Origin of the sequence: Flavobacterium bernardetii (assembly GCF_011305415.1) — a bacterium.
GTDB lineage: Bacteria > Bacteroidota > Bacteroidia > Flavobacteriales > Flavobacteriaceae > Flavobacterium > Flavobacterium bernardetii.
The window spans coordinates 386,528-411,809 of the sequence record NZ_JAANOQ010000002.1; the positions used below are offsets into that span (position 1 = coordinate 386,528).

Here is a 25,282-nt window from a genome sequence, read left to right on the forward strand (position 1 = left end):
CGTACAGAAATGGCTAGAGATTTAAAATTCACGAGAAATATTGGTATTGCTGCGCACATTGATGCTGGTAAAACTACAACTACAGAACGTATATTGTTCTATACGGGAAAATCACACAAAATTGGAGAAGTACATGATGGTGCTGCAACAATGGACTGGATGGCACAAGAGCAAGAAAGAGGTATTACAATTACTTCTGCTGCTACAACTTGTGAATGGAATTTCCCAACTGAACAAGGTAAAGTATTGCCAACATCGCAATCTTACCACTTTAATATTATTGATACTCCTGGACACGTTGACTTTACTGTAGAGGTAAATAGATCTTTACGTGTATTGGATGGTTTAGTTTTCTTATTTAGTGCGGTTGATGGTGTTGAGCCTCAATCTGAAACTAACTGGAGATTAGCGGATCAATATAGAGTTCCAAGAATGGGATTCGTAAACAAAATGGACCGTCAAGGTTCTAACTTCTTGGCAGTTTGTCAACAAGTTAGAGATATGTTAAAATCTAATGCAGTTGCAATTACATTACCAATTGGTGAGGAAAATGATTTTAAAGGTGTTGTTGATTTAGTGAAAAACCAAGCTATTGTTTGGCATGATGCTACTCAAGGAGCAACTTTTGATATTATTGAAATTCCAGCTGATATGGTTGCTGAAGTAAAAGAATATAGAGATATTCTAATTGAAGCAGTAGCTGATTATGATGAGAACTTACTTGATAAGTACATGGAAGATCCAGATTCTATCACAGAAGAAGAAATCAACAATGCGTTGAGAGCTGCTACTATGGATATGGCTATTATTCCTATGATTGCAGGTTCGTCTTTCAAAAACAAAGGAGTTCAATTCATGTTAGATGCAGTATGTAAATACTTACCATCTCCAATGGATAAAGAAGGTATCGAAGGAATTCATCCTGATGATGCTGAGTTATTAGAAGAGGATCAAAAGAAAATTTTACGTAAGCCAGATGTTAAAGAGCCATTCGCTGCTTTAGCATTCAAAATTGCTACTGACCCATTCGTAGGTCGTTTAGCTTTCTTCCGTGCTTATTCTGGTCGTTTAGATGCAGGTTCGTATGTTTTAAATACTCGTTCAGGTTCTAAAGAAAGAATTTCTCGTATCTATCAAATGCATGCTAACAAGCAAAATCCAATCGAGTACATCGAAGCTGGAGATATTGGAGCAGCAGTTGGTTTTAAAGATATTAAGACTGGAGATACATTGTGTGATGAAAAACACCCAATTATTCTTGAGTCTATGAAATTCCCTGCGCCGGTAATTGGTATTGCTATTGAGCCAAAAACTAAAGCTGACGTTGATAAAATGGGTATGGCTTTAGCTAAATTAGCTGAAGAAGATCCAACATTTACTGTTAGAACAGATGAGGCTTCAGGTCAAACTATTATTTCAGGAATGGGTGAGCTTCACTTAGATATCTTGGTTGATAGAATGAAACGTGAATTCAAAGTTGAAGTAAACCAAGGTGAGCCTCAAGTTGAATACAAAGAAGCTTTTACAAAAACTGCAACTCACAGAGAAACATACAAAAAACAATCTGGAGGTCGTGGTAAATTCGGTGATATCGTATTTACATTAGAGCCAGCAGATGAAGTTGACGGTAAAATTCCAAAAGGATTACAGTTTATTAATGCTGTTAAAGGTGGTAACGTTCCTAAAGAATATATCCCTTCAGTTGAAAAAGGTTTCCGTGAAGCTATGAAAACGGGTCCTTTAGCAGGATACCAAGTAGATAGTTTAAAAGTAACTTTAACAGATGGATCTTTCCACCCTGTGGATTCTGATGCTCTTTCTTTTGAATTAGCAGCAAGAATGGGTTATAGAGAAGTAGCGAAAGCTGCTGGAGCTATCGTTTTAGAGCCTATCATGAAAATGGAAGTTATTACACCAGAAGAAAACATGGGAGATATCGTTGGTGATATTAACCGTCGTAGAGGTCAGGTGAATGACATGGGTGACAGAAACGGAGCTAAAACTATCAAAGCAGATGTGCCATTATCAGAAATGTTCGGTTATGTAACAACATTAAGAACATTGTCTTCAGGTAGAGCAACTTCAACTATGGAGTTTTCACACTACGCTGAGACACCTGCTAATATTTCAGAAGCGGTAATTAAAAAAGCAAAAGGTAACGCCTAATTCTTAAGAAAATGAGTCAAAAAATCAGAATAAAATTGAAATCTTACGATCACATGTTGGTAGATAAGTCTGCTGAAAAGATTGTAAAAACTGTAAAAAGTACAGGTGCTGTTGTAACTGGTCCAATTCCATTACCAACTCACAAAAGAATTTTTACAGTATTACGTTCTCCACACGTAAACAAAAAATCTAGAGAGCAGTTTGAATTAATGTCATACAAAAGACTTCTAGATATTTATAGTTCTTCTTCAAAAACGATTGATGCGTTAATGAAATTAGAATTACCAAGTGGTGTTGAAGTAGAAATTAAAGTATAACTTTATTTCATAATAAATAAAAACCGAGTTGAAATACTACTCGGTTTTTTTATATCCTCAAGGGAAAAAATATGTCATTTTTGTTGTTTTTGAAAATAAGTTAACATTTATTTTTGAGAACAATAAAATATTTATATATTTGCACCCTTGAAAAAATTCAGCAAGTGTGCTGAAAATCAATGTTTAATTAATTAATATGTATTTATGTCTGGGTTAATCGGAAGAAAAATCGGTATGACTAGCATCTTTGACGAGAATGGAAAAAACATTCCATGTACTGTTATTGAGGCTGGGCCATGCGTTGTTACCCAAGTCAGAACCAACGAAGTTGATGGGTATGAAGCCCTTCAATTAGGTTTCGATGACAAAACTGAAAAGCATACAGTTAAAGCTGAAGAAGGTCACTTCAAAAAAGCTGGTACTGCTGCTAAGAAGAAAGTTGTTGAATTCCAAGGTTTTGATTCGGAGTTTAAGTTAGGAGATTCAATTGATGTAAACTTATTCGCTGAAGGTGAATTTGTTGACGTTATGGGAACTTCAAAAGGTAAAGGATTTCAAGGTGTTGTAAAACGTCATGGTTTCGGTGGGGTTGGTCAAGCCACTCACGGTCAACATAACCGTTTAAGAGCGCCAGGATCTGTTGGAGCGTCATCTTATCCTTCTAGAGTATTCAAAGGAATGAGAATGGCAGGAAGAATGGGTGGAGATAATGTAACAGTTCAAAACTTAAAAGTATTGAAAGTTGTTGCTGACAAAAATCTTTTAGTAATTAAAGGGTGTGTACCTGGGTGCAAAAACTCTTATGTAATCATTCAGAAGTAATGGAAGTAAAAGTTTTAGATATCACTGGAAAAGAAACAGGTCGTAAAGTAAATCTTGACGATACAGTTTTCGCTATTGAACCTAACAAACATGCTGTTTATTTAGATGTAAAGCAATACTTGGCTAACCAAAGACAAGGAACGCATAAAGCTAAAGAAAGAGCAGAAGTTGCAGGTAGTACACGTAAAATTAAAAAACAAAAAGGTACAGGTACTGCTCGTGCAGGATCTAAAAAATCTCCTTTATTTAAAGGTGGTGGTACTGTGTTTGGTCCAAGACCGAGAAGTTATTCATTCAAATTGAATAAAAACTTAAAAAGATTAGCTCGTAAATCAGCTTTCTCTTTAAAGGCTCAAGAATCAAATATTATTGTTGTTGAAGATTTTACATTTGAAACACCAAACACTAAAAAATTCATTAACGTATTGAGTTCTTTAGGTTTAGAAAACAAAAAATCTCTATTTATATTAGGTGATGCAAATAAAAATGTATATTTGTCGTCTCGTAATTTAAAAACGACTTCAGTTGTAAACTCTACTGAATTAAGTACTTACGCTATTTTAAATGCGAAAAGTTTAGTTCTTTTAGAAGGTTCAATTGAAACGATAGAAGCTAATTTAAGTAAATAATTCAGATCATGAGTGTTATTATTAAGCCAATTGTAACTGAAAAGTTAACTAAAGATGGTGAAGTTTTTAACCGTTTTGGTTTTATAGTTGAAAAAACTGCAAACAAAGTACAAATCAAAAAAGCTATCGAAGCTACATTTGGAATTACTGTTGTTGCTGTAAGAACAATGAACTATAGAGCTGATAGAAGTGTAAAATACACTAAAAGCGGATTAATCAGTGGAAAAACAAATGCTTACAAAAAAGCAGTTGTTCAAGTTAAAGAAGGAGAATCGATAGATTTTTATACTAATATCTAATATACAACAATGTCAGTTAGAAAATTAAAACCTATTACCCCAGGTCAGCGTTTTAGAGTTGTAAATAGCTTTGACACTATTACAACTGATAAGCCGGAGCGTTCATTGATCGCACCGAAAAAAAACTCTGGAGGTAGAAATAGTCAAGGAAAAATGACCATGCGTTATACAGGTGGTGGTCATAAACAAAAGTACCGTATTATTGATTTTAAAAGAACAAAAGCTGGAATTCCTGCTAATGTGAAAACTATCGAGTACGATCCAAACCGTTCAGCATTTATCTCATTATTATATTATGCAGATGGAGCAAAAACTTATGTTATTGCACAGAATGGTTTACAAGTTGGGCAAACTGTTGTTTCAGGTGAAGATGCTTCTCCAGAAATCGGTAATGCTTTACCTTTAAGTAAAATTCCATTAGGAACAGTTATTTCTTGTATCGAATTAAGACCTGGTCAAGGTGCGGTTATCGCTCGTTCGGCAGGTACATTTGCTCAGTTAATGGCTAGAGATGGAAAATATGCAACAATTAAAATGCCGTCAGGAGAAACAAGATTAATCTTGTTAACTTGTTCTGCAACAATTGGAGCAGTATCTAACTCTGACCACCAATTAGTAGTATCTGGAAAAGCAGGTAGAACTAGATGGTTAGGAAGAAGACCTAGAACAAGACCAGTAGCTATGAACCCAGTTGATCACCCTATGGGAGGTGGTGAAGGACGCTCTTCAGGAGGTCATCCACGTTCAAGAAAAGGTTTACCAGCTAAAGGTTATAGAACTCGTTCTAAGGTTAACCCGAGTAACAAGTATATTGTAGAACGTAGAAAGAAATAATAAGATATGGCACGTTCATTAAAAAAAGGACCATTTGTACACTTTAAATTAGAAAAGAAAGTACAAGAGAATATAGAAGGTGGTAATAAAAATGTTGTGAAGACTTGGTCTAGAGCATCTATGATTATTCCAGATTTTGTAGGACAAACTATCGCTGTTCACAATGGCCGTCAATTCGTTCCAGTTTATGTAACTGAGAATATGGTTGGTCATAAATTAGGAGAATTCTCACCAACAAGATCTTTTAGAGGTCACGCTGGTGCGAAAAATAAAGGTAAAAAATAAGAAGTCATGGGAGTTCGTAAAAGAGAAGCAGCTGACGCAAGAAAAGAAGCTAACAAGCAGATTGCGTTTGCTAAATTAAATAACTGCCCTTCTTCACCAAGAAAAATGCGCTTAGTTGCGGATCAAGTAAGAGGTCAGAAGGTAGAAAATGCTCTTAATATTTTAAGATTCAGTCCAAAAGAAGCTTCAAAAAAATTAGAAAAATTAGTTTTATCTGCCATTGCAAACTGGTCAGCTAAAAATGAAGGGTCTAATATGGAAGAAGCTGGCTTATTCATAAAAGAAATTAGAGTTGACGGTGGTATGATGTTAAAAAGATTACGTCCTGCACCTCAAGGTAGAGCACATAGAATTAGAAAACGTTCTAATCACGTAACAGTGGTTTTAGGAGCTATCAATAACACACAAAGTAATTAATTAACAGTATGGGACAAAAGACAAATCCAATTGGAAACAGACTTGGTATCATCAGAGGATGGGACTCAAACTGGTATGGTGGAAATGATTACGGTGATAAAATCGCCGAAGATTACAAAATCAGAAAGTATATCCATGCGCGTTTAACGAAAGCTAGTGTATCAAAAATAATTATCGAGAGAACTTTAAAACTTGTAACCGTTACTATCACTACTGCTAGACCTGGTATTATTATTGGAAAAGGTGGACAAGAGGTAGACAAGTTAAAAGAAGAACTTAAGAAAATTACAGATAAGGAAATTCAAATCAACATTTTCGAAATCAAAAGACCTGAATTAGATGCTTACTTAGTTGGTAACTCAATCGCTCGTCAAATCGAAAGTCGTATTTCTTACAGAAGAGCTATTAAGATGGCTATCGCAGCAGCAATGAGAATGAACGCAGAAGGAATTAAGGTTCTTATTTCTGGTCGTTTAAATGGTGCAGAGATGGCTCGTTCAGAAGGCTTCAAAGAAGGAAGAATTCCATTATCAACTTTCAGAGCAGACATTGATTATGCATTATCTGAAGCTCACACTACTTATGGTAGAATGGGAATCAAAGTATGGATAATGAAGGGTGAAGTTTATGGTAAAAGAGATCTTTCTCCTTTAGTAGGTATGGACAAAAAAGGTCCTAAATCAACTGAAAGAGGTGGTTTTGATTCAAAAGGAAAAGGCGGTAAACCAGCTCCACGCAAAAGAAAGTAATTTTTTAAATAAAAGACAAAATGTTACAACCTAAAAGAACAAAATATCGTAAGGTACAAAAGGGAAGAATGAAAGGTAACTCTCAAAGAGGGCACATCCTTTCAAACGGAATGTTTGGTATTAAATCTATGGATTCTTCTTTTATCACGTCTCGTCAAATTGAAGCATCTCGTATTGCTGCAACACGTTTCATGAAAAGAGAGGGTCAATTATGGATCAAAATATTTCCAGACAAGCCTATTACAAAAAAACCACTTGAGGTACGTATGGGTAAAGGAAAAGGGGCAGTCGAATATTGGGCTGCTGTTGTAAAACCAGGAAAAATTATGTTTGAAGTAGGTGGAGTGCCTATCTCAGTAGCTAAAGAGGCATTACGTCTTGCAGCACAAAAACTTCCTGTAAAAACTAAGTTTATCGTTGCTAGAGATTTCGAAGCATAATAAAAATTAATTATGAAACAATCTGAAATAAATAATCTATCTGCAGCTGACTTACAAGCTAAGCTTGTTCAGTTAAAGAAAACGTATAACGACCTTAAAATGGCTCATGCTATTTCTCCAATCGAGAATCCGCTTCAAATGAGAACATTAAGAAGATCAGTAGCAAGAATTGCAACTGAAATTACTAAAAGAGAGTTACAATAATTGTATTCTGCTGAAAGATGGAAAAAAGAAATTTAAGAAAAGAAAGAGTTGGTGTTGTTACTAGTAATAAAATGGATAAATCTATTGTTATTTCAGAAACAAAAAGAGTAAAACACCCTATGTATGGTAAGTTCGTGTTAAAAACTAAGAAATATGTTGCACACGACGAAACAAACGACTGTAATATTGGTGATACTGTAAAGATTAGCGAAACGCGTCCTTTAAGTAAAACAAAATGTTGGAGATTAGTTGAAATCATTGAAAGAGCTAAGTAATTATGGTACAACAAGAATCAAGATTAAAAGTAGCAGATAACACAGGAGCAAAAGAAGTTTTGACTATCCGTGTTCTAGGTGGAACGAAACGTCGTTACGCATCTGTAGGTGATAAAATTGTAGTTTCAATCAAAGACGCAGCTCCTAACAGTAATGTTAAAAAAGGATCTGTATCAACTGCAGTTGTAATACGTACCAAAAAAGAAGTGAGAAGAGCCGATGGTTCATACATTAGATTTGATGACAACGCATGTGTGTTATTAAATGCAGGTGGTGAAATGAGAGGTACTCGTGTTTTTGGTCCAGTAGCTAGAGAACTTCGTGAAAAACAATTCATGAAAATTGTATCATTAGCACCTGAGGTGCTTTAATTCTCAAAGAAATGATGAAAATTAAAATAAAATCAGGAGACCTAGTAAGAGTTAATGCTGGTGATCATAAAGGACAAGAAGGTAAAGTTTTACGTGTAATTCGCGATAAAAACAAAGCTGTAGTGGAAGGATTAAACATGGTTTCAAAACATACGAAACCAAGTGCAAAAAGCCCACAAGGTGGAATCGTGAAAAAAGAAGCTCCTATTCATATTTCTAACTTAGCGTTAGTAGACTCTAAAACTAAAGAGACTTCTAAAGTTGGTTTTAGAATGGATGGAGAAACAAAAGTAAGATTTTCAAAAAAATCTAATCAAGTTATATAGTTATGGGATACTTACCAAGACTAAAGGAAGAATATAAAAGCAGAATAGTTGCTGCTTTGAAAGAAGAATTTGGTTACAAAAATGTAATGCAAGTTCCAAAATTGGAAAAAATTGTTATTAGCCGTGGTGTTGGTGCTGCTGTGTCTGACAAAAAATTAGTAGATTACGCTGTTGAAGAGTTAACTAAAATTACTGGTCAAAAAGCTGTAGCTACAATTTCTAAGAAAGACGTTGCTTCATTCAAACTAAGAAAAGGTATGCCAATTGGTGCTAAAGTAACTTTACGTGGAGAAAGAATGTATGAGTTTTTAGATAGACTTATTACTTCATCTTTACCACGTGTAAGAGATTTTGGTGGAATTAAATCTACTGGATTTGATGGAAGAGGTAATTATAACTTAGGTGTACTTGAGCAAATCATTTTCCCAGAAATTGATATTGATAAAGTAAACAAAATTTCAGGGATGGATATTACTTTTGTTACATCTGCTGAAACAGATAAAGAAGCAAAATCATTATTAACTGAATTAGGTTTACCTTTCAAAAAGAACTAAGTTATGGCTAAAGAATCAATGAAAGCCCGTGAGGTTAAAAGACAAGCTGTTGTAGATAAGTATGCTGAAAAAAGAAAAGCTTTGAAAAAAGCTGGAGATTATGAAGCATTACAAAAATTACCTAAAAACGCTTCGCCAATTCGTTTACACAATCGTTGTAAATTAACTGGTAGACCAAGAGGTTACATGCGTCAATTTGGTCTTTCACGTGTAACATTCCGTGAAATGGCTAATCAAGGGTTAATACCAGGAGTTAAAAAAGCTTCTTGGTAGTCTCGTAAAAGTTTATTACTTTTGCAAACCAAAAAATAATTTTTAATTGATTAAAGGTTCAGGAAGCGAGTGCTTCCTGAAAACCGTAATCGCAAATTTATACATATGTATACAGATCCAATTGCAGATTATCTTACAAGAGTAAGAAATGCAGCTAGAGTAAACCACAAAGTGGTTGAAATTCCTGCTTCGAACTTGAAAAAAGAAATCACAAAGATTTTATTCGATCAAGGATATATCTTAAGTTACAAGTTTGAAGATTCTACTGTTCAAGGTACAATCAAAATCGCTTTAAAGTATGATAAAGATACTAAAGAGTCAGTAATTAAAGATATCCAAAGAATTAGTAAACCAGGTTTACGTAAGTACGCAAGTTCTACGAACATCCCAAGAATTTTAAATGGTTTAGGTATTGCTATCGTGTCTACTTCTAAAGGAGTTATGACAGGTAAAATGGCTAAGCAATTAAATGTAGGTGGTGAAGTAATTTGTTACGTATACTAATTTTAAAGACCATATAAGATGTCAAGAATAGGTAAAAATCCAATTGCAATTCCAGCAGGAGTAACTGTAGAAGTGAAAGACGCTGTAGTTACAGTAAAAGGAAAATTAGGCGAGCTTACTCAGGAATATTCTGATGTAACGATCAAAATTGAAGATAATAATGTTATCGTTGAGCGTGCAACAGATCATAAGAATGAGAGAGCGAAACACGGACTATATCGTTCATTAATCAATAACATGATTATTGGAGTAGCAGACGGTTTCACAAAACAATTAGAATTAGTTGGAGTAGGATATAGAGCATCAAACCAAGGGCAAAAATTAGATTTAGCTTTAGGTTTTTCACACAATATCGTACTAGAAGTAGTATCTGAAGTAAATGTTGAAACAATCTCGGAAAAAGGTAAAAATCCGATAGTGAAATTAACTTCATTTGACAAACAATTATTAGGACAGGTTGCTGCTAAAATCAGAGCTTTCCGTAAACCTGAACCGTACAAAGGAAAAGGTGTTAAGTTTGTTGGTGAGGAAGTAAGAAGAAAAGCAGGTAAATCAGCTTAAAATATAAAGTTATGTCATTAACAAAATCTGAAAGAAGACAAAGAATACAGTTCAGAATCAGAAAGACTGTAAGCGGAACTGCTGCTCAACCTAGACTTTCTGTTTTTAGAAGTAATAAAGAAATCTATGCGCAAATCATAGATGACGTAAGTGGTGTTACTATAGTTTCTGCTTCATCGAGAGATAAAGGAGTTACTACAGGTACTAAAATCGATACTGCAAGTGCAGTTGGTAAATTGATCGCAGAAAAAGCGCTTAAAGCTGGTGTTTCAACTATCACTTTTGATAGAGGTGGAAACTTATACCATGGACGTGTAAAATCGTTAGCTGAAGGAGCTAGAGAAGCGGGACTTAAATTCTAAGGTATGTATCAAAATTATAAAAACGTAGAATTAGTGAAACCAGCAGGTCTTGAATTAAAAGATCGTTTGGTAAGTGTTAATCGTGTTACTAAAGTTACTAAAGGTGGTAGAGCTTTTGGTTTTTCAGCTATTGTTGTAGTTGGAGATGAAAACGGAGTAGTAGGTCACGGTTTAGGAAAATCTAAAGATGTTTCTGAAGCAATTGCGAAAGCAGTAGAAGATGCTAAGAAAAATTTAGTAAAAATTCCTTTAAGTGGACAATCTGTTCCTCATGAGCAAAAAGGTAAATTTGGTGGTGCTAGAGTATTCTTAATGCCAGCTTCACACGGTACCGGAGTTATCGCTGGTGGTGCTGTACGTGCGGTATTAGAATCAGTTGGTGTACACGATGTATTATCTAAATCTCAAGGGTCATCAAATCCTCACAACGTAGTTAAAGCAACTTTTGATGCTTTATTACAAATGAGAAGTGCTCTTACAGTTGCAAAACAAAGAGGAGTATCTTTAGATAAAGTATTTAAAGGATAAATCAAGGAGATATGAAAATTTTAGTAAAACAAGTTAGAAGTAAAATCAACTGTCCACTAGACCAAAAAAGAACATTAATTGCTCTTGGTATTAGAAAAATGGGTCAAGTTGTTGAGCACGATGCAAGTCCTGCTGTCCTTGGAATGGTAAATAAAGTTAAACACTTAGTTTCTGTAGAAGAAACTAAATAACAATATACATGTTATGAATTTAAGTAACTTACAACCAGCAGAAGGTTCTGTTCACAACCAAAACAAAAGAGTAGGTAGAGGTGAAGGTTCTGGTAAAGGTGGTACTTCGACAAGAGGTCACAAAGGAGCCAAATCACGTTCTGGTTATTCAAAGAAAATTGGTTTTGAAGGAGGTCAAATGCCTCTTCAACGAAGAGTACCAAAATTTGGTTTCAAAAACATCAATAGAGTAGAATATCAAGGTATAAATCTTGATACATTACAAGGTTTAGTAGAAAATGGTGTTATCACTGAAGCTGTAGATTTTACAGTATTTGTTGATACTCGTTTGGCTACAAAAAATAGCTTAGTAAAGATTTTAGGAAGAGGTGAGCTAAAAGCAAAATTAAAAGTTAGTGCTCACAAATTTACTGCTACTGCAAAAGCTGCTATCGAAGCTGCCGGAGGAGAAGTAGTAATTCTTTAATCATCATCACTATGAAGAAATTTATAGAATCATTTATCAATGTTTGGAAAATAGAAGAACTAAAAAATAAAATTTTAGTTACTCTTGGAATCTTACTTGTGTACCGTTTCGGTTCACAAGTAACATTGCCAGGTATTGATTCAACTAAATTGCAAAGTTTATCTAATCAAACTGAAGGTGGAATTGGTTGGTTAATTAATGTGTTTACAGGTGGTGCTTTCTCGGAAGCTTCAATCTTCGCATTAGGAATCATGCCTTACATCTCGGCATCTATTGTAGTACAATTAATGGGAATTGCTATTCCTTATTTACAAAAATTACAAAAAGATGGTGAAAGTGGTAGAAAAACTATTAATCAAATTACACGTTGGTTAACTATTGCAATTACATTGGTTCAAGGGCCAGGTTATATTTTTAATTTAAAACAAACCTTACCTGCTGAAGCATTTGTAAATCCTGATTTCTTTACTTTCTTCCCTTTATTCGGGTCAGTATTAATCATCGTTTCGGGGACAATTTTCGCAATGTGGTTAGGAGAAAGAATTACAGAAAAAGGAATTGGTAACGGTATATCATTATTAATTATGGTTGGAATTTTAGCTAGAATGCCAGAGGCATTTATGCAAGAATTCGCATCAGCAATTACAAATGGTGGACCAATGAAAATCATTATCGAAGTAATTATTTGGTTATTAGTAATTATAGCTACAATATTATTAGTAATGGCTTTGAGAAAAGTTCAAGTTCAATACGCTAGAAGATCAGTTTCTGGTGATTTTGAATCGGATTCAATGGATGATAATAGACAATTTATCCCATTAAAGTTAAATTCTGCAGGTGTTATGCCAATTATTTTTGCGCAAGCAATTATGTTTATACCTGCTGCACTAGCTGGATTATCTAAGTCTGACACGGCTTTAAGCATTTCAAATATGTTTAAAGATCCATTCGGTTTAGTATATAATGTGGTTTTTGCTTTATTAATTATTATTTTTACGTATTTTTACACCGCCATTACGGTACCAACAAATAAAATGGCAGATGACTTAAAAAGAAGTGGTGGTTTCATTCCAGGTATTAAGCCAGGAGCAGAAACAGGCGATTTCTTAGATAAGTTAATGTCTTTAATTACCTTCCCAGGTTCAGTATTCTTAGCATTAATCGCAGTGTTCCCTGCAATTATTCATGGTTTATTAGATGTTCAAGGGGCATGGGCATATTTTTATGGAGGTACTTCGTTAATCATTATGGTCGGAGTTGCAATCGATACGATTCAACAAATCAATTCATACTTGTTAAACAAACATTATGATGGTTTAATGAAAAGTGGTAAAAATAGAAAAGCTGTCGCTTAATTAATTATGGCAAAACAATCAGCAATAGAACAAGACGGAAGCATTGTAGAAGCATTATCTAATGCAATGTTTCGAGTTGAATTAGAAAACGGACATGTAGTAATTGCTCATATCTCAGGTAAAATGCGTATGCATTACATTAAGTTGTTACCAGGAGACAAGGTTAAACTTGAAATGAGTCCTTACGATTTGTCTAAAGCTAGAATTACTTATAGATATTAAATAAGCAATAGGCATTAGGCAATAGGCAGTAAGCTTAGAGTATAAAGCATATAGCATAAAGCAATTTACAATGAAAGTAAGAGCATCAGTTAAAAAAAGAAGCGCAGAATGTATTATCGTGCGTAGAAAAGGTAGATTATACGTTATTAACAAAAAGAATCCTAGATTTAAACAAAGACAAGGATAATTATGGCAAGAATAGCAGGGGTTGATATCCCAAAAAACAAAAGAGGAGTTATCGCTTTAACATACATTTTTGGTATGGGTAGAAGTAGAGCTATTGAGGTTTTAGAAAAAGCCAAAGTAAGCCAAGATAAAAAAGTACTTGATTGGAATGATGACGAGATCGGAGCAATTCGTGAAGCGGTTTCATCATTTAAAATCGAAGGTGAATTACGTTCAGAAATTACATTAAACATTAAACGTTTAATGGATATCGGATGTCAAAGAGGAATCCGTCACAGAGCTGGATTACCTTTAAGAGGTCAAAGAACGAAAAACAACTCGAGAACAAGAAAAGGTAAAAGAAAAACTGTTGCTAACAAGAAAAAAGCAACTAAATAGTAAATAATATGGCTAAGGCAACTGCAAAAAAACGTAAAGTTATCGTTGAGTCTTCTGGAGAAGCACATATTAGCGCTACTTTTAACAACATCATCATTTCGTTAACAAACAAAAAAGGTGAAGTTATTTCTTGGTCATCAGCTGGTAAAATGGGTTTCAGAGGTTCTAAAAAGAACACTCCGTACGCTGCCCAAATGGCTGCTGAAGATTGTGGAAAAGTAGCTCTTGAAGCTGGACTTAAAAAAGTAAAAGTTTACGTTAAAGGTCCAGGGAACGGTAGGGAATCTGCTATCAGATCTATCCATAACAGCGGAATTGAAGTAACTGAGATTATCGATGTTACTCCGATGCCACACAATGGATGTCGTCCTCCGAAAAGAAGAAGAGTATAACAATTAGTATAAAACAAAGGTAGGAATTTAGATTATCGAAGGAAAGACCTTAATTCATAATCCCTACCTTAAATTAAAATTTGTAAAATGGCAAGATATACTGGTCCAAAAACAAGAATCGCCCGTAAGTTTGGTGAAGCAATTTTCGGAGAAGATAAAGCTTTCGAAAGAAGAAATTATCCTCCTGGTCAACATGGTTTGGCAAAAAGAAGAGGTAAAAAATCTGAATATGCTGTCCAGTTAATGGAAAAGCAAAAAGCAAAATATACTTATGGTATTTTAGAGCGTCAATTCAGAAATTTATTTGAAAAAGCAGCTGCTGCTTCAGGTGTAACAGGTGAAATCTTGTTACAACTTTGTGAAGCTCGTCTTGATAACGTAGTTTACAGAATGGGTATTGCACCTACTCGTAGAGGTGCGCGTCAAATCGTTTCTCACAGACATATCACAGTAAATGGTGAATTGGTAAATGTACCATCTTACCACTTAAAACCAGGTGATATTGTTGCAGTTCGTGAAAAATCAAAATCTCTTGAAGCTATTGAACGTTCTTTAGCTAACAATTCTTCTGTATATGAATGGTTGACTTTTAATAACGATACTAAACAAGGTACGTTTGTAACAGTTCCTCAAAGACTTCAAATACCAGAAAATATTAAAGAGCAACTAATCGTAGAGTTGTATAACAAATAATAATTGACATTAGTCGAAGATATGGCAATATTTAATTTTCAAAAGCCCGATAAAGTTATAATGATCGATTCTACCGATTTTGAAGGTAAATTCGAATTTAGACCTTTAGAACCTGGTTATGGTTTAACAGTTGGAAACGCTTTAAGAAGAGTTCTACTTTCTGCATTAGAAGGTTTTGCTATTACATCTGTAAGAATTGAAGGAGTTGAACATGAATTTTCAACAATTTCTGGTGTAGTAGAAGATGTAACTGAAATTATCTTAAATCTTAAACAAGTACGTTTCAAGCGTCAAATTGAAGATATTGATAACGAATCAGTTTCTATCTCACTTTCTGGTAAAGATCAAATTACAGCTGGTGATTTCCAAAAATTTATTTCTGGATTTCAAGTTTTAAACCCAGACTTAGTAATTTGTAACTTAGATAGCAAAACAACTATCAACATGGAACTTTCTATCGAAAAAGGTAGAGGATATGTTCCTGCTGAAGAAAATAAAAAACCAAATGCTCCTATTGGAACAATTTTTACAGACTCTATTTATACGCCTGTAAAAAATGTGAAGTATTCAATTGAAAACTTCCGTGTTGAACAAAAAACAGATTACGAAAAATTAGTTTTCGAAATCAAGACTGACGGTTCAATTAATCCAAAAGATGCATTAACAGAAGCTGCTAAAACGTTGATTCACCATTTCATGTTGTTTTCTGACGAAAGAATCACTCTTGAGGCTGATGAAATTGCTCAAACTGAGTCTTATGATGAGGAATCATTACATATGAGACAACTATTGAAAACTAAATTAGTTGATATGGACTTATCGGTAAGAGCGTTAAATTGCTTAAAAGCGGCTGAAGTTGATACACTTGGAGACTTAGTTTCTTTCAACAAAAACGATTTAATGAAGTTCCGTAACTTTGGTAAAAAATCATTAACTGAATTAGATGAGTTAGTGGCTAATAAAAACCTTACTTTCGGAATGGATTTAGCAAAATACAAGTTAGATAAAGAGTAATTGCTTCATATTTTGCTCTCCATAGCGGATTGATGCAAGATGAAGTCTAAAATAAAATGTCATGAGACACGGAAAAAAATTCAATCATTTAAGTAGACAAACAGGTCATAGAAAAGCAATGCTTGCTAACATGGCATGTTCACTTATTGAGCACAAACGTATCAATACAACTGTAGCTAAAGCAAAAGCTTTAAAACAATTTATTGAGCCGCTTGTAACAAAATCAAAAGAAGATACAACTCACAACAGACGTATTTGTTTTTCTTATTTAAGAAGCAAGTATGCTGTAACTGAATTGTTCAGAGCAGTAGCTGATAAAGTTGCAGATCGTCCAGGAGGTTATACTCGTATCATTAAGTTAGGAAACCGTTTAGGGGATAACGCAGATATGGCTATGATTGAACTAGTAGATTTCAACGAAATTTATTCAACTGCTAAAAAAGAAGTTAAAAAAGCATCTACTCGTAGAGGTAAAGCTAAAAAAGCTGATGAAACTACTGGAGAAGCTCCAGCTGCTGAGTCAACTGATACAACAGAAGCTTCTGAATAATTATGAATCAATTGATTTAAATATAAAAAAGGATAAACAAATTTTTGTTTATCCTTTTTTTTTGTAATTACTAAAACGTATTTTTGCAAAATAAATAATGCAATTGATAAGATGAATTTATTTACATTTTGTTTTAAAAAAAAACTACAACAACTAATGAAATACAACGACAAACAACAAGCTATTCTTCTTCTAAAAGATGGAACTATTTTCCACGGGAAATCAATTGGAATTTCAGGAACAACTTTTGGAGAAATCGCCTTTAATACCGGAACAACAGGTTATCAAGAAATATTTACAGATCCGTCTTATTATGGACAAATTATGGTGACTACCAATGCACATATTGGTAATTATGGTGTAAATACAAATGAAGTGGAATCGGATAATGTGAAAATTTCTGGATTAGTATGTAAAAACTTCAGTATGAATTATTCTCGTGAAGATGCTTCTGGAAGTTTATACGAGTATTTAGAAAAACAAAATCTAATTGTAATTTCTGATGTTGATACACGTGCATTAGTAAGTTATATTAGAGATAATGGCGCAATGAATGCAATTATTTCTACAGATGGAACTTCAATTGAAGAATTGAAAATCAAATTGGAACAAGCTCCAAACATGGAAGGTTTAGATTTAGCATCAGTAGTCTCAACTAAAGAACCTTATTTCTTCGGAAAGGAAGACGCAACTTATAAAATCGCTGCTTTAGATTTAGGAATCAAAACAAACATCTTAAGAAACTTAGCAAAACGCGATTGTTACATTAAAGTTTATCCATTCAACGCCACTTTCGAAGACATGAAAGCGTTTAATCCTGATGGATATTTCTTATCAAACGGACCTGGCGATCCAGATCCATTATTTTCTGCTCAAGAAGTAGCAAAAAATATTTTAGCAGAAAACAAACCTTTGTTTGGAATTTGTTTAGGACACCAAGTTATTGCTTTAGCAAACGGAATTTCTACATACAAAATGTTCAACGGACACAGAGGAATCAATCACCCAGTGAAAAACTTAGTAACTGGTAAAGGAGAAATAACTTCTCAAAACCACGGATTTGCTGTAAATAAAAAACAATTAGAAAGTCACCCAGATTTCGAGTTAACTCACGTACATTTAAATGACGGAACGGTTGCAGGAATGAGAATGAAATCTAAAAACTGTTTCTCAGTACAATACCACCCAGAAGCAAGTCCAGGACCACATGATTCAAGCTATTTATTTGATGAATTTATCGAAAACATCAAATCTTCAAAAAACTAAAACGGTATCGATTATAAGTTTTAAGCTAAATCAGACGTTAAAAATAAAATATATTTAACTTTGTTAAAATATAATAGAGATAATTAAAAATAAAGATATGAGCATAATAATTAAAGTTCACGCAAGACAAATATTAGATTCAAGAGGAAATCCAACGGTTGAAGTTGATGTAATTACTGAAAACGGAATTTTAGGTAGAGCAGCAGTTCCATCTGGAGCTTCTACTGGTGAACACGAAGCTGTTGAATTACGTGATGGTGGAAAAGCCTTCATGGGTAAAGGTGTTTTAAAAGCGGTTGAAAATGTAAATTCTACTATTGCTTCGGAATTAGTTGGAATGTCAGTTTTCGAACAAAATGCTATTGATAAAATGATGATTGAGTTAGATGGTACACCAAATAAATCTAACTTAGGTGCTAATGCTATTTTAGGAGTTTCTTTAGCTGTGGCAAAAGCAGCTGCTAACGAATTAGGAATGCCTTTATATCGTTATGTTGGTGGAGTTTCTGCCAATACATTACCAGTTCCAATGATGAATATTATCAATGGTGGATCTCATTCTGATGCACCAATTGCGTTTCAGGAATTTATGATTATGCCAGTAAAAGCAACTTCTTTTACGCATGCTATGCAAATGGGAACTGAAATTTTCCATAATTTAAAAAAAGTATTACACGACCGTAATTTGTCTACAGCTGTAGGTGATGAAGGTGGTTTTGCTCCGAATTTAGCTGGTGGAACAGAAGATGCGTTAGATTCAATTAAATTGGCAGTTACGAATGCTGGTTACACTTTTGGTGATGATATTATGATTGCTTTAGATTGTGCCGCTTCGGAGTTTTATGTAGACGGAAAATACGATTATTCTAAATTTGAAGGTGCTGGTGGGAAAATCAGAACTTCTGAAGAACAAGCAGATTATTTAGCTGAATTAACTGCGAAATACCCAATTATTTCTATCGAAGACGGAATGTACGAAGACGATTGGAATGGTTGGAAATACTTAACGGAAAAAATCGGGAATAAAGTACAATTAGTAGGTGACGATTTATTCGTGACAAACGTTGATAGATTATCTCGTGGAATTAACGAAGGAATTGCCAATTCAATCCTAATTAAAGTAAACCAAATCGGAACTTTAACTGAAACAATCGCAGCGGTAAATATGGCACATAATGCAGGTTATACTTCAGTAATGTCTCACCGTTCTGGAGAAACAGAAGACAATACAATTGCCGATTTAGCTGTAGCGTTAAACTGTGGACAAATTAAAACAGGTTCGGCTTCTCGTTCAGATCGTATGGCAAAATACAATCAATTACTACGTATTGAAGAAGAATTAAACGAAGTAGCTTACTTTCCAGGTGCAAATGCCTTTAAAGTAAAGTAGTTTCATTTCAAAATATAGATAAAAAACCAATAAGCGAAAGTTTATTGGTTTTTTGTTTTAATTGAAGTGAATTTTAATATAGATAATATATATACCTAATGTGCAATTTATCTATACATTAATTTTAAAATTCAAGAATTAATTATTAAATTCGCAACAAACAAAATTATACTTACAAAATATATATATATTATCATGTCGAAAAATGCAATTATAGAAATTGATGGCAATAAGTTCGAACTTCCAGTTATGGTTGGAAGCGAAAATGAAACTGCGATTGATATTAGTAAATTAAGAGATTTAACAGGAGCAATTACTTACGATCCGGGATATAAAAATTCAGGGGTTTGTAAAAGTGATATCACTTTCTTAGATGGAGAAGAAGGAATCTTAAGATACCGTGGTTACTCTATCGAAGATTTAGCGGATAAAGCTGACTTTTTAGAAGTTTCTTATTTAGTGATCTTTGGTGAGTTACCAACGAAATCACAATTAGCTGATTTCGAAACTAACATTCGTAAATATACTTTAGTTAACGAAGAAATGAAAAACATCATTGATGGTTTTCCAAAAACAGCTCACCCAATGGGCGTTTTATCTGCGTTGACAAGTGCTCTTACAGCTTTTAATCCAAAAGTTTTAAATGTTGAAAACGATAAAGAAATGTACGAAGGTATTTGCAAAACAATGGGTAAATTCCTTGTTTTAGCTACTTGGACGTACAGAAAAAGCATGGGTTATCCATTAAATTATTATGATAACACAATTGGTTATGTAGAAAACTTTATGCAGTTAATGTTTAAATTACCTACTGGACCTTATGCTGCTAATCCAGTTGTTGTTGCTGCGTTAGATAAATTATTTATCCTACACGCAGATCACGAACAAAACTGTTCAACATCTACAGTTCGTATGGTTGGTTCTTCTCATGCTGGTTTATTCGCTTCAATTTCTGCGGGAGTTTCTGCACTTTGGGGACCATTACACGGTGGAGCAAATCAAGCAGTTTTAGAAATGTTAGAAGCTATCCAAAAAGATGGAGGAGATGCTGATAAATATTTAGCAAAAGCAAAAGATAAAAATGATGAATTCCGTTTAATGGGATTCGGACATAGAGTATACAAAAATTTCGATCCAAGAGCAAAAATCATCAAAAAAGCTGCTGACGAAGTTTTAGCTGAATTAGGGGTAAACGATCCAATCTTAGCTATCGCAAAAAGATTAGAAGAAGCCGCATTAGTTGATCCTTATTTCGTAGAAAGAAAATTATATCCAAACGTAGATTTCTATTCTGGTATTATTTACCGTGCTTTAGGAATTCCAACAGATATGTTTACTGTATTGTTTGCAATCGGTCGTTTACCAGGTTGGATTGCACAATGGAAAGAAATGCGTGTAAACAAAGAACCAATCGGTCGTCCAAGACAAGTTTATACAGGTCATCCTTTAAGAGACTTCGTTAATTTTGAAGACAGAAAATAATTAAACTAATCCCGATTTTTATCGGGATTTTTTATTTCCAGTAATTTCGAAAAATGAAATAACCTTCGGAATTTCAATCAGAACTGGATTTACTTTTTTTGTCTCAAAATTATTAAAAACTCTCTTTTTAGTGAATTCTCTTAAATAAATCATAAAAAAAAACTTTGCGACTTCGTGTCTTTGTGGCATTGTCAAAAATAAATGCGTTTTTACTTGACAACGCCTATCTCACAATCGTATATTTGCAACCGATTTAAGTAAAGCCTTTTGTCTTTATAATTAATTCTTTAATCTTAAAATATATTTATGAAATTATCTCACTTCCAGTTTAACTTGCCAGAAGAATTATTAGCTGAATTTCCTTCAGAAAACAGAGACGAATCTCGTTTGATGGTTGTACATAGAAAAACAGGTGAAATAGAACATAAAATGTTTAGAGATATTATCGATTATTTTGATGATGGAGATGTAATGGTTTTAAATAATACCAAAGTTTTTCCAGCTCGTTTATACGGTAATAAAGAAAAAACTGGAGCAAGAATTGAAGTTTTCTTATTAAGAGAACTTAATGCAGAGCAACGTTTATGGGATGTTTTAGTTGATCCAGCTCGTAAAATTAGAATTGGAAATAAATTATACTTTGGTGACGACGATTCGTTAGTAGCTGAAGTTATTGATAATACAACTTCTCGTGGTAGAACTTTACGTTTTTTATATGACGGTTCTTACGAAGAATTTAGAGAAAAATTAATCGAATTAGGAGAAACACCAATCCCTAAATTCATCAACCGTGAAGTAACTCCAGAAGATGCGGAACGTTACCAAACGATTTATGCAAAAGAAGAAGGTGCTGTTGCAGCTCCAACTGCTGGTTTACACTTTTCTAAACATTTAATGAAACGTTTAGAAATTAAAGGAATTGATTTTGCAGAAGTAACTTTACATGTTGGTTTAGGTACATTTAATCCAGTTGAAGTAGAAGATTTATCTAAACATAAAATGGATTCTGAAGAAATGGTAGTTACACAAGAAGCATGTGACATCATCAACGGAGCAAGAGCTAAGAAAAAGAAAGTATGTTGTATCGGTACTACTTCAATGCGTGCCATGGAAAGTACAGTTTCTTCAATGAGAACTTTAAATCCATATACAGGTTGGACAAATAAATTCATTTATCCACCATACGATTTTAGTTTGGCTGATGCAATGGTTTCTAATTTCCACACACCAAAATCAACTTTATTAATGATGGTTTCTGCGTTTTGTGGTCACGATTTAATGAAAAAAGCATACGAAATCGCAATTAAAGAAAAATATAATTTCTACTCTTATGGAGATGCGATGTTAATTTTATAATATCATGTTTTAAATATAAATAAGCCCAGCAGTAATGTTGGGTTTTTTTATATCTTAATTTTTTTCTACTTTTACGCTACTAAATTAACAACAATGAACTTCCAAAATACTAAAGAATTCGCTAAAAGCATTGATGCTCAAGATGAATTGGCTCATTATAAAAACGAATTCTATTTTCCACAACATAATAATAAAGATGTAATCTACTTTACAGGAAACTCTTTAGGATTGCAACCAAAAATCACCAAAAACTATGTTAATGAAGTCATGGATGATTGGGCGAATATGGCTGTAGAAGGTCATTTTTATTCTGAAAAACCATGGTGGGATTATCACGAAAGATTTTGTAATCCATTAGCGAAAATTGTTGGAGCGAAACCGTCAGAAGTTGGTGTAATGAATACGCTTACCGTAAATTTACACTTATTGTTAGTTTCTTTTTACCAACCTAAAGGAAAAAGAATTAAAATTTTATGCGAAGAAAAAGCCTTTCCTTCAGATCAATATATGTTGCAAAGTCAAGTGAAATTTCACGGTTTTGCTCCAGAAGACGCTATCGTAGAAATTAAAAGAAGAGAGGGCGAATTAACAACCAGACAAGAAGATATCTTAGCTAAAATTGAAGAATTAGGTGATGAGTTAGCACTTGTTTTTATTGGGGGTGTGAATTATTACACAGGTCAAGTTTTTGATATGAAAACCATTACTGCTGCCGGACATAAAGCAGGAGCAATCGTAGGTTGGGATTTAGCACACGCTGCAGGAAATATCGAATTAAATTTACACGATTGGCAAGTAGATTTTGCCGCTTGGTGTAGTTATAAATATATGAATTCAGGACCAGGAAACGCATCAGGTTATTTTGTTCATGAAAAACACCATACTAACAAAGACTTAAATCGTTTTGCAGGTTGGTACGGACATAATAAAGAACGTCGTTTCTTAATGGAACCAAACTTTGACGCTGTAGAAGGTGCAAACGGTTGGCAAGTAAGTAATTTACCAATTCTTTCTTTAGCTCCGTATTTAGCAACTGTGGAAATGTTTGCCGAAGTGGGAATGGAGAAATTAATCGCAAAAAGAAATCTTATAACTTCTTACCTAGAATTCATACTTCACGAAATTGATAAAGAAATTGATGGTACTGAATTTGAAGTCATCACGCCATCAAACCAATCAGAAAGAGGTTGTCAACTTTCGGTTTATTTACACGGACAAGGTAAAGAATTATTCACCTACTTAATGCAAAATGGAGTGATTACAGATTGGCGCGAACCAAATGTAATTCGTTTAGCTCCAGTTCCGTTTTATACTTCTTTCGAAGATATTTATAATTTCGGACAAATATTAAAACAAGGAATCTTATCTAAATAAAATAAAAAAAAACCGGACAGCTACTCCAAACTGTCTGGTTTTTAATTTTATGCCAAAATTAAAGTTGGTATTTCAATTTTGTTTAATTCTAATTGGTATTGCTCAATTTGTTTCTGAATTTTTATTCTTTCATTTTTAAAGAAGTCAGTATTCGAAAACAATTCTTGATAATACTTAATTCCTTCTAATAAATTGTTTTTAAACAAATTCCATTTTTTAATTTGACCTGCTGAAATTTCAGTATTATAATCGGAAATCTCGTTTTTTAAATAGGCTACATACATTTTTAATTCTTTCACAAATACATTTGGTCGATTTACATCTGTCATAACATTCGCGTTTCCATAAATATGTTTTACCATATTCGCTAATGAAATTTCTTTGTCAAAATACGCTAAATTCGGACCAGGACAAATAACAATTCCTTGTTGCTGTCCTTTTATTTTGATGTCATTTTCTAAATAAGCGGCATTTACCAATCCTACACAAAGACAAGCTTTATCTGTGATTTTAGCTTTTATTTTTTCAAATTCTGTTTCACTGATTTCATTTTTAATAGCTTCTAGTTCTTCTAATTTAATATCTTGGTATTTTTTAGAAGCCATACACAATCCTTTTTCATCGTGTTCTTTGCTTAATGCTAATAAGCGTTTCGGACAAGAACTTCCTGCATTGTTTTCGTTAATTCTTTTTTGTTTCCAATACTCGTTTGAAGTTCCTTTAACAGAATTAAAAGGAACACCAAGTGGTGAAATATTGCTTAAATAAAAATCATTTTCTTTTGCATTTGCTAATAAAATTCGCGTTTCATTATCTACTGAAGTAGCTTCAGGAACTAATAAAAAAGGCGAACCCCAACCAACTGCATCTAAATTGTATTGTTCCAGTAAAAATTCATGTTCTTCTGCAGTTCCAATTCCGCCTTGAGCGGTAATCTTTAATTCCATTGGCTTTTCTGGAGTAAACAGTTCTTTTTGTTTTAATGCTTTTACCAATAATTCATGTGCAGATTCAATTAGTTGATTTTTCTTTTCTTTAAATTCTTGTAAAATCGGACCTAAAAGAAAACCGTCGGTTGCAAAGGCATGTCCACCACAATTTAAACCGGATTCTATTCTGTATTCAGATACCCAAAGTCCTTTTTTGGCTAAGAAATTTCCTTGAATCATTGCAGAACGAAAATCGCTAACTTTTAAAATAATTCTCTTTTTTAAATTCGAATTCAAATCTGGAAAAAAGTCTTTAAAATTTTCTAAGTAACTATACAATCTTGGATTCATTCCTGCAGAAAGTACAACAGAAGAACTTAAATTACTATTTGCAAAACCACGAAGTGCAGCATGGGCGTCATTAAATTCTATTGGTAATTGTTCGTTCTTGTTAAAATTGTCTTTGTCAACTTTAGTCATAATATTAACGTCAATTTCACCAGAAGAAAGATGTTGCTCTAAATAACTTTTGATCGTTTCTTTAATTGTATATCCTTCGTCAATAAAGTTTTGTAGCCCTTTTTTAAAATCCGATGTATTAGGTAGTATTCCAATGTAATTTTCTAAGGAAGTCTTGCTTTCAGCTAATTCGTTTTTAAAATTTTCGAATTTTTCTTTCACAATAGTGTCCATTAAATTCAAATAATGTGTAATTCTTTCGGCTCTGAAATCATGAAATTTTTGTGTGATTTCTTGATAAGGTATGCTGAATTTTTCACTGTAATAGGCACGCATTTTTTCAATGACTTCATCATCAGTAATAGAAACTACAGAAGATATTCCGTATTGAGCTACTCGAATCGGACTGTCAATGGTGTAAGCTAATCCCATTACCGGAATGTGAAATGTATGAGTGTTTTTAGTTGTCATTTAATTAAAAATTTAATACACAAAATTGCTTATTTATAAATACATAAAATATGATTTTTGTCATGCAATTTGAAATTGTTATTCAAACAGATTTCAAAGCAATAAATTTTAAATACTTAAAGTAAAGTTTAAATTTTACATTTCGGAGCAAAATACCTTAAGTATTTTCTTATTTATTATTATTAATATTTA

36 protein-coding genes are annotated in these 25,282 nt (G+C 33.4%); 35 read left to right on the forward strand and 1 reads right to left on the reverse strand.

Annotated features, from left to right (window positions below; all coding sequences use genetic code 11):
* Positions 1–9 precede the first annotated feature (9 nt).
* The 35 genes from fusA to kynU all read left to right on the forward strand — a co-directional run bounded on the left by fusA (position 10) and on the right by kynU (position 23,231).
* The gene (gene fusA / locus G6N05_RS06675) at positions 10–2,166 is read left to right on the forward strand and encodes an elongation factor G (RefSeq protein ID WP_166125925.1); all 2,157 of its coding nucleotides are present in this window, start codon (positions 10–12) and stop codon (positions 2,164–2,166) included.
* 11 nt (positions 2,167–2,177) lie between these two features.
* Entirely contained in the window at positions 2,178–2,483 is a 306-nt protein-coding gene (rpsJ, locus tag G6N05_RS06680) for a 30S ribosomal protein S10 (RefSeq protein ID WP_091314374.1), read from the forward strand.
* Positions 2,484–2,687: 204 nt separating this feature from the next.
* A complete protein-coding gene (gene rplC / locus G6N05_RS06685) occupies positions 2,688–3,305 on the forward strand; it encodes a 50S ribosomal protein L3 (RefSeq protein WP_166125927.1) in 618 nt (205 codons plus the stop codon).
* Entirely contained in the window at positions 3,305–3,934 is a 630-nt protein-coding gene (gene rplD, locus G6N05_RS06690) for a 50S ribosomal protein L4 (RefSeq protein WP_166125928.1), read from the forward strand. The genes rplC and rplD overlap by 1 nt, the downstream gene beginning before the upstream one ends.
* A gap of 8 nt (positions 3,935–3,942) precedes the next feature.
* The gene (gene rplW, locus G6N05_RS06695; protein WP_166125930.1) at positions 3,943–4,233 is read left to right on the forward strand and encodes a 50S ribosomal protein L23; all 291 of its coding nucleotides are present in this window, start codon (positions 3,943–3,945) and stop codon (positions 4,231–4,233) included.
* A gap of 9 nt (positions 4,234–4,242) precedes the next feature.
* A complete protein-coding gene (gene rplB / locus G6N05_RS06700) occupies positions 4,243–5,067 on the forward strand; it encodes a 50S ribosomal protein L2 (protein WP_166125932.1) in 825 nt (274 codons plus the stop codon).
* A gap of 6 nt (positions 5,068–5,073) precedes the next feature.
* Positions 5,074–5,352, forward strand: a complete 279-nt coding sequence (gene rpsS, locus G6N05_RS06705; RefSeq protein ID WP_091314356.1) for a 30S ribosomal protein S19 — start codon at positions 5,074–5,076, stop codon at positions 5,350–5,352.
* A 6-nt stretch (positions 5,353–5,358) separates the two neighbouring features.
* Positions 5,359–5,769, forward strand: coding sequence for a 50S ribosomal protein L22 (rplV, locus tag G6N05_RS06710; RefSeq protein ID WP_166125934.1), 411 nt, complete (start codon positions 5,359–5,361; stop codon positions 5,767–5,769).
* An 8-nt stretch (positions 5,770–5,777) separates the two neighbouring features.
* Positions 5,778–6,518 carry a 30S ribosomal protein S3 gene (gene rpsC, locus G6N05_RS06715; RefSeq protein ID WP_166125936.1) on the forward strand — a complete coding sequence of 247 codons (741 nt, stop codon included), beginning with the start codon at positions 5,778–5,780 and terminating at the stop codon, positions 6,516–6,518.
* A 20-nt stretch (positions 6,519–6,538) separates the two neighbouring features.
* Complete coding sequence (gene rplP / locus G6N05_RS06720) at positions 6,539–6,958, forward strand: 50S ribosomal protein L16 (protein WP_166125938.1); 420 nt, start codon at positions 6,539–6,541, stop codon at positions 6,956–6,958.
* A gap of 12 nt (positions 6,959–6,970) precedes the next feature.
* Entirely contained in the window at positions 6,971–7,162 is a 192-nt protein-coding gene (gene rpmC, locus G6N05_RS06725) for a 50S ribosomal protein L29 (protein ID WP_091314340.1), read from the forward strand.
* A gap of 17 nt (positions 7,163–7,179) precedes the next feature.
* Positions 7,180–7,437 (forward strand): 30S ribosomal protein S17, encoded by a 258-nt coding sequence (gene rpsQ / locus G6N05_RS06730; protein WP_166125940.1) that lies wholly within the window; start codon positions 7,180–7,182, stop codon positions 7,435–7,437.
* A gap of 2 nt (positions 7,438–7,439) precedes the next feature.
* Positions 7,440–7,808: a 50S ribosomal protein L14 gene (rplN, locus tag G6N05_RS06735; RefSeq protein WP_091314332.1), complete on the forward strand. Its 369-nt coding sequence runs from the start codon at positions 7,440–7,442 to the stop codon at positions 7,806–7,808.
* An 11-nt stretch (positions 7,809–7,819) separates the two neighbouring features.
* Positions 7,820–8,134 carry a 50S ribosomal protein L24 gene (gene rplX / locus G6N05_RS06740; RefSeq protein WP_091314328.1) on the forward strand — a complete coding sequence of 105 codons (315 nt, stop codon included), beginning with the start codon at positions 7,820–7,822 and terminating at the stop codon, positions 8,132–8,134.
* Between the two features lie 2 nt (positions 8,135–8,136).
* Positions 8,137–8,688, forward strand: coding sequence for a 50S ribosomal protein L5 (rplE, locus tag G6N05_RS06745; protein WP_091314324.1), 552 nt, complete (start codon positions 8,137–8,139; stop codon positions 8,686–8,688).
* A 3-nt stretch (positions 8,689–8,691) separates the two neighbouring features.
* A complete protein-coding gene (gene rpsN, locus G6N05_RS06750; protein ID WP_091314321.1) occupies positions 8,692–8,961 on the forward strand; it encodes a 30S ribosomal protein S14 in 270 nt (89 codons plus the stop codon).
* Between the two features lie 105 nt (positions 8,962–9,066).
* The gene (gene rpsH, locus G6N05_RS06755; protein WP_166125942.1) at positions 9,067–9,465 is read left to right on the forward strand and encodes a 30S ribosomal protein S8; all 399 of its coding nucleotides are present in this window, start codon (positions 9,067–9,069) and stop codon (positions 9,463–9,465) included.
* An 18-nt stretch (positions 9,466–9,483) separates the two neighbouring features.
* A complete protein-coding gene (gene rplF, locus G6N05_RS06760; RefSeq protein ID WP_166125944.1) occupies positions 9,484–10,026 on the forward strand; it encodes a 50S ribosomal protein L6 in 543 nt (180 codons plus the stop codon).
* Positions 10,027–10,037: 11 nt separating this feature from the next.
* On the forward strand, positions 10,038–10,388 hold the full coding sequence (rplR, locus tag G6N05_RS06765) for a 50S ribosomal protein L18 (protein WP_166125946.1): 351 nt from the start codon (positions 10,038–10,040) through the stop codon (positions 10,386–10,388).
* A gap of 3 nt (positions 10,389–10,391) precedes the next feature.
* Positions 10,392–10,916 (forward strand): 30S ribosomal protein S5, encoded by a 525-nt coding sequence (rpsE, locus tag G6N05_RS06770; protein ID WP_091314308.1) that lies wholly within the window; start codon positions 10,392–10,394, stop codon positions 10,914–10,916.
* Positions 10,917–10,927: 11 nt separating this feature from the next.
* Entirely contained in the window at positions 10,928–11,107 is a 180-nt protein-coding gene (gene rpmD / locus G6N05_RS06775; RefSeq protein ID WP_091314305.1) for a 50S ribosomal protein L30, read from the forward strand.
* A 13-nt stretch (positions 11,108–11,120) separates the two neighbouring features.
* Positions 11,121–11,573: a 50S ribosomal protein L15 gene (gene rplO / locus G6N05_RS06780; RefSeq protein WP_091314302.1), complete on the forward strand. Its 453-nt coding sequence runs from the start codon at positions 11,121–11,123 to the stop codon at positions 11,571–11,573.
* Between the two features lie 11 nt (positions 11,574–11,584).
* A complete protein-coding gene (gene secY, locus G6N05_RS06785; RefSeq protein ID WP_166125948.1) occupies positions 11,585–12,928 on the forward strand; it encodes a preprotein translocase subunit SecY in 1,344 nt (447 codons plus the stop codon).
* A 6-nt stretch (positions 12,929–12,934) separates the two neighbouring features.
* Positions 12,935–13,150 (forward strand): translation initiation factor IF-1, encoded by a 216-nt coding sequence (gene infA / locus G6N05_RS06790; RefSeq protein WP_091314296.1) that lies wholly within the window; start codon positions 12,935–12,937, stop codon positions 13,148–13,150.
* 70 nt (positions 13,151–13,220) lie between these two features.
* Positions 13,221–13,337, forward strand: coding sequence for a type B 50S ribosomal protein L36 (gene ykgO / locus G6N05_RS06795; RefSeq protein WP_002987490.1), 117 nt, complete (start codon positions 13,221–13,223; stop codon positions 13,335–13,337).
* Between the two features lie 2 nt (positions 13,338–13,339).
* A complete protein-coding gene (gene rpsM, locus G6N05_RS06800; RefSeq protein ID WP_091314289.1) occupies positions 13,340–13,714 on the forward strand; it encodes a 30S ribosomal protein S13 in 375 nt (124 codons plus the stop codon).
* 8 nt (positions 13,715–13,722) lie between these two features.
* Positions 13,723–14,106, forward strand: coding sequence for a 30S ribosomal protein S11 (rpsK, locus tag G6N05_RS06805; RefSeq protein ID WP_091314282.1), 384 nt, complete (start codon positions 13,723–13,725; stop codon positions 14,104–14,106).
* An 87-nt stretch (positions 14,107–14,193) separates the two neighbouring features.
* Positions 14,194–14,799 carry a 30S ribosomal protein S4 gene (gene rpsD, locus G6N05_RS06810; protein WP_166125950.1) on the forward strand — a complete coding sequence of 202 codons (606 nt, stop codon included), beginning with the start codon at positions 14,194–14,196 and terminating at the stop codon, positions 14,797–14,799.
* Between the two features lie 21 nt (positions 14,800–14,820).
* Complete coding sequence (locus tag G6N05_RS06815) at positions 14,821–15,813, forward strand: DNA-directed RNA polymerase subunit alpha (RefSeq protein ID WP_091314275.1); 993 nt, start codon at positions 14,821–14,823, stop codon at positions 15,811–15,813.
* Between the two features lie 61 nt (positions 15,814–15,874).
* Complete coding sequence (gene rplQ, locus G6N05_RS06820; RefSeq protein WP_166125952.1) at positions 15,875–16,363, forward strand: 50S ribosomal protein L17; 489 nt, start codon at positions 15,875–15,877, stop codon at positions 16,361–16,363.
* A gap of 156 nt (positions 16,364–16,519) precedes the next feature.
* The gene (gene carA / locus G6N05_RS06825; RefSeq protein ID WP_166125954.1) at positions 16,520–17,629 is read left to right on the forward strand and encodes a glutamine-hydrolyzing carbamoyl-phosphate synthase small subunit; all 1,110 of its coding nucleotides are present in this window, start codon (positions 16,520–16,522) and stop codon (positions 17,627–17,629) included.
* A 97-nt stretch (positions 17,630–17,726) separates the two neighbouring features.
* The gene (gene eno / locus G6N05_RS06830) at positions 17,727–19,019 is read left to right on the forward strand and encodes a phosphopyruvate hydratase (protein ID WP_166125956.1); all 1,293 of its coding nucleotides are present in this window, start codon (positions 17,727–17,729) and stop codon (positions 19,017–19,019) included.
* A gap of 195 nt (positions 19,020–19,214) precedes the next feature.
* Positions 19,215–20,501 carry a citrate synthase gene (locus G6N05_RS06835; protein WP_166125958.1) on the forward strand — a complete coding sequence of 429 codons (1,287 nt, stop codon included), beginning with the start codon at positions 19,215–19,217 and terminating at the stop codon, positions 20,499–20,501.
* Positions 20,502–20,807: 306 nt separating this feature from the next.
* The gene (gene queA, locus G6N05_RS06840; RefSeq protein ID WP_166125960.1) at positions 20,808–21,857 is read left to right on the forward strand and encodes a tRNA preQ1(34) S-adenosylmethionine ribosyltransferase-isomerase QueA; all 1,050 of its coding nucleotides are present in this window, start codon (positions 20,808–20,810) and stop codon (positions 21,855–21,857) included.
* Positions 21,858–21,950: 93 nt separating this feature from the next.
* Entirely contained in the window at positions 21,951–23,231 is a 1,281-nt protein-coding gene (gene kynU, locus G6N05_RS06845) for a kynureninase (RefSeq protein ID WP_166125962.1), read from the forward strand.
* A 47-nt stretch (positions 23,232–23,278) separates the two neighbouring features.
* Here the strand turns inward: kynU and G6N05_RS06850 are convergent, their stop codons facing one another.
* Positions 23,279–25,090: a hypothetical protein gene (locus G6N05_RS06850; RefSeq protein WP_166125964.1), complete on the reverse strand. Its 1,812-nt coding sequence runs from the start codon at positions 25,088–25,090 to the stop codon at positions 23,279–23,281.
* Between the last annotated feature and the right edge of the window lie 192 nt (positions 25,091–25,282).

Bases quoted from the DNA above. Each gene is read 5' to 3' on its own strand.
- fusA (WP_166125925.1), top strand. From the start codon at position 10: ATGGCTAGAGATTTAAAATTCACGAGAAATATTGGTATTGCTGCGCAC.
- rpsJ (WP_091314374.1), top strand. From the start codon at position 2,178: ATGAGTCAAAAAATCAGAATAAAATTGAAATCTTACGATCACATGTTG.
- rplC (WP_166125927.1), top strand. From the start codon at position 2,688: ATGTCTGGGTTAATCGGAAGAAAAATCGGTATGACTAGCATCTTTGAC.
- rplD (WP_166125928.1), top strand. From the start codon at position 3,305: ATGGAAGTAAAAGTTTTAGATATCACTGGAAAAGAAACAGGTCGTAAA.
- rplW (WP_166125930.1), top strand. From the start codon at position 3,943: ATGAGTGTTATTATTAAGCCAATTGTAACTGAAAAGTTAACTAAAGAT.
- rplB (WP_166125932.1), top strand. From the start codon at position 4,243: ATGTCAGTTAGAAAATTAAAACCTATTACCCCAGGTCAGCGTTTTAGA.
- rpsS (WP_091314356.1), top strand. From the start codon at position 5,074: ATGGCACGTTCATTAAAAAAAGGACCATTTGTACACTTTAAATTAGAA.
- rplV (WP_166125934.1), top strand. From the start codon at position 5,359: ATGGGAGTTCGTAAAAGAGAAGCAGCTGACGCAAGAAAAGAAGCTAAC.
- rpsC (WP_166125936.1), top strand. From the start codon at position 5,778: ATGGGACAAAAGACAAATCCAATTGGAAACAGACTTGGTATCATCAGA.
- rplP (WP_166125938.1), top strand. From the start codon at position 6,539: ATGTTACAACCTAAAAGAACAAAATATCGTAAGGTACAAAAGGGAAGA.
- rpmC (WP_091314340.1), top strand. From the start codon at position 6,971: ATGAAACAATCTGAAATAAATAATCTATCTGCAGCTGACTTACAAGCT.
- rpsQ (WP_166125940.1), top strand. From the start codon at position 7,180: ATGGAAAAAAGAAATTTAAGAAAAGAAAGAGTTGGTGTTGTTACTAGT.
- rplN (WP_091314332.1), top strand. From the start codon at position 7,440: ATGGTACAACAAGAATCAAGATTAAAAGTAGCAGATAACACAGGAGCA.
- rplX (WP_091314328.1), top strand. From the start codon at position 7,820: ATGATGAAAATTAAAATAAAATCAGGAGACCTAGTAAGAGTTAATGCT.
- rplE (WP_091314324.1), top strand. From the start codon at position 8,137: ATGGGATACTTACCAAGACTAAAGGAAGAATATAAAAGCAGAATAGTT.
- rpsN (WP_091314321.1), top strand. From the start codon at position 8,692: ATGGCTAAAGAATCAATGAAAGCCCGTGAGGTTAAAAGACAAGCTGTT.
- rpsH (WP_166125942.1), top strand. From the start codon at position 9,067: ATGTATACAGATCCAATTGCAGATTATCTTACAAGAGTAAGAAATGCA.
- rplF (WP_166125944.1), top strand. From the start codon at position 9,484: ATGTCAAGAATAGGTAAAAATCCAATTGCAATTCCAGCAGGAGTAACT.
- rplR (WP_166125946.1), top strand. From the start codon at position 10,038: ATGTCATTAACAAAATCTGAAAGAAGACAAAGAATACAGTTCAGAATC.
- rpsE (WP_091314308.1), top strand. From the start codon at position 10,392: ATGTATCAAAATTATAAAAACGTAGAATTAGTGAAACCAGCAGGTCTT.
- rpmD (WP_091314305.1), top strand. From the start codon at position 10,928: ATGAAAATTTTAGTAAAACAAGTTAGAAGTAAAATCAACTGTCCACTA.
- rplO (WP_091314302.1), top strand. From the start codon at position 11,121: ATGAATTTAAGTAACTTACAACCAGCAGAAGGTTCTGTTCACAACCAA.
- secY (WP_166125948.1), top strand. From the start codon at position 11,585: ATGAAGAAATTTATAGAATCATTTATCAATGTTTGGAAAATAGAAGAA.
- infA (WP_091314296.1), top strand. From the start codon at position 12,935: ATGGCAAAACAATCAGCAATAGAACAAGACGGAAGCATTGTAGAAGCA.
- ykgO (WP_002987490.1), top strand. From the start codon at position 13,221: ATGAAAGTAAGAGCATCAGTTAAAAAAAGAAGCGCAGAATGTATTATC.
- rpsM (WP_091314289.1), top strand. From the start codon at position 13,340: ATGGCAAGAATAGCAGGGGTTGATATCCCAAAAAACAAAAGAGGAGTT.
- rpsK (WP_091314282.1), top strand. From the start codon at position 13,723: ATGGCTAAGGCAACTGCAAAAAAACGTAAAGTTATCGTTGAGTCTTCT.
- rpsD (WP_166125950.1), top strand. From the start codon at position 14,194: ATGGCAAGATATACTGGTCCAAAAACAAGAATCGCCCGTAAGTTTGGT.
- G6N05_RS06815 (WP_091314275.1), top strand. From the start codon at position 14,821: ATGGCAATATTTAATTTTCAAAAGCCCGATAAAGTTATAATGATCGAT.
- rplQ (WP_166125952.1), top strand. From the start codon at position 15,875: ATGAGACACGGAAAAAAATTCAATCATTTAAGTAGACAAACAGGTCAT.
- carA (WP_166125954.1), top strand. From the start codon at position 16,520: ATGAAATACAACGACAAACAACAAGCTATTCTTCTTCTAAAAGATGGA.
- eno (WP_166125956.1), top strand. From the start codon at position 17,727: ATGAGCATAATAATTAAAGTTCACGCAAGACAAATATTAGATTCAAGA.
- G6N05_RS06835 (WP_166125958.1), top strand. From the start codon at position 19,215: ATGTCGAAAAATGCAATTATAGAAATTGATGGCAATAAGTTCGAACTT.
- queA (WP_166125960.1), top strand. From the start codon at position 20,808: ATGAAATTATCTCACTTCCAGTTTAACTTGCCAGAAGAATTATTAGCT.
- kynU (WP_166125962.1), top strand. From the start codon at position 21,951: ATGAACTTCCAAAATACTAAAGAATTCGCTAAAAGCATTGATGCTCAA.
- G6N05_RS06850 (WP_166125964.1), bottom strand. From the start codon at position 25,090: ATGACAACTAAAAACACTCATACATTTCACATTCCGGTAATGGGATTA.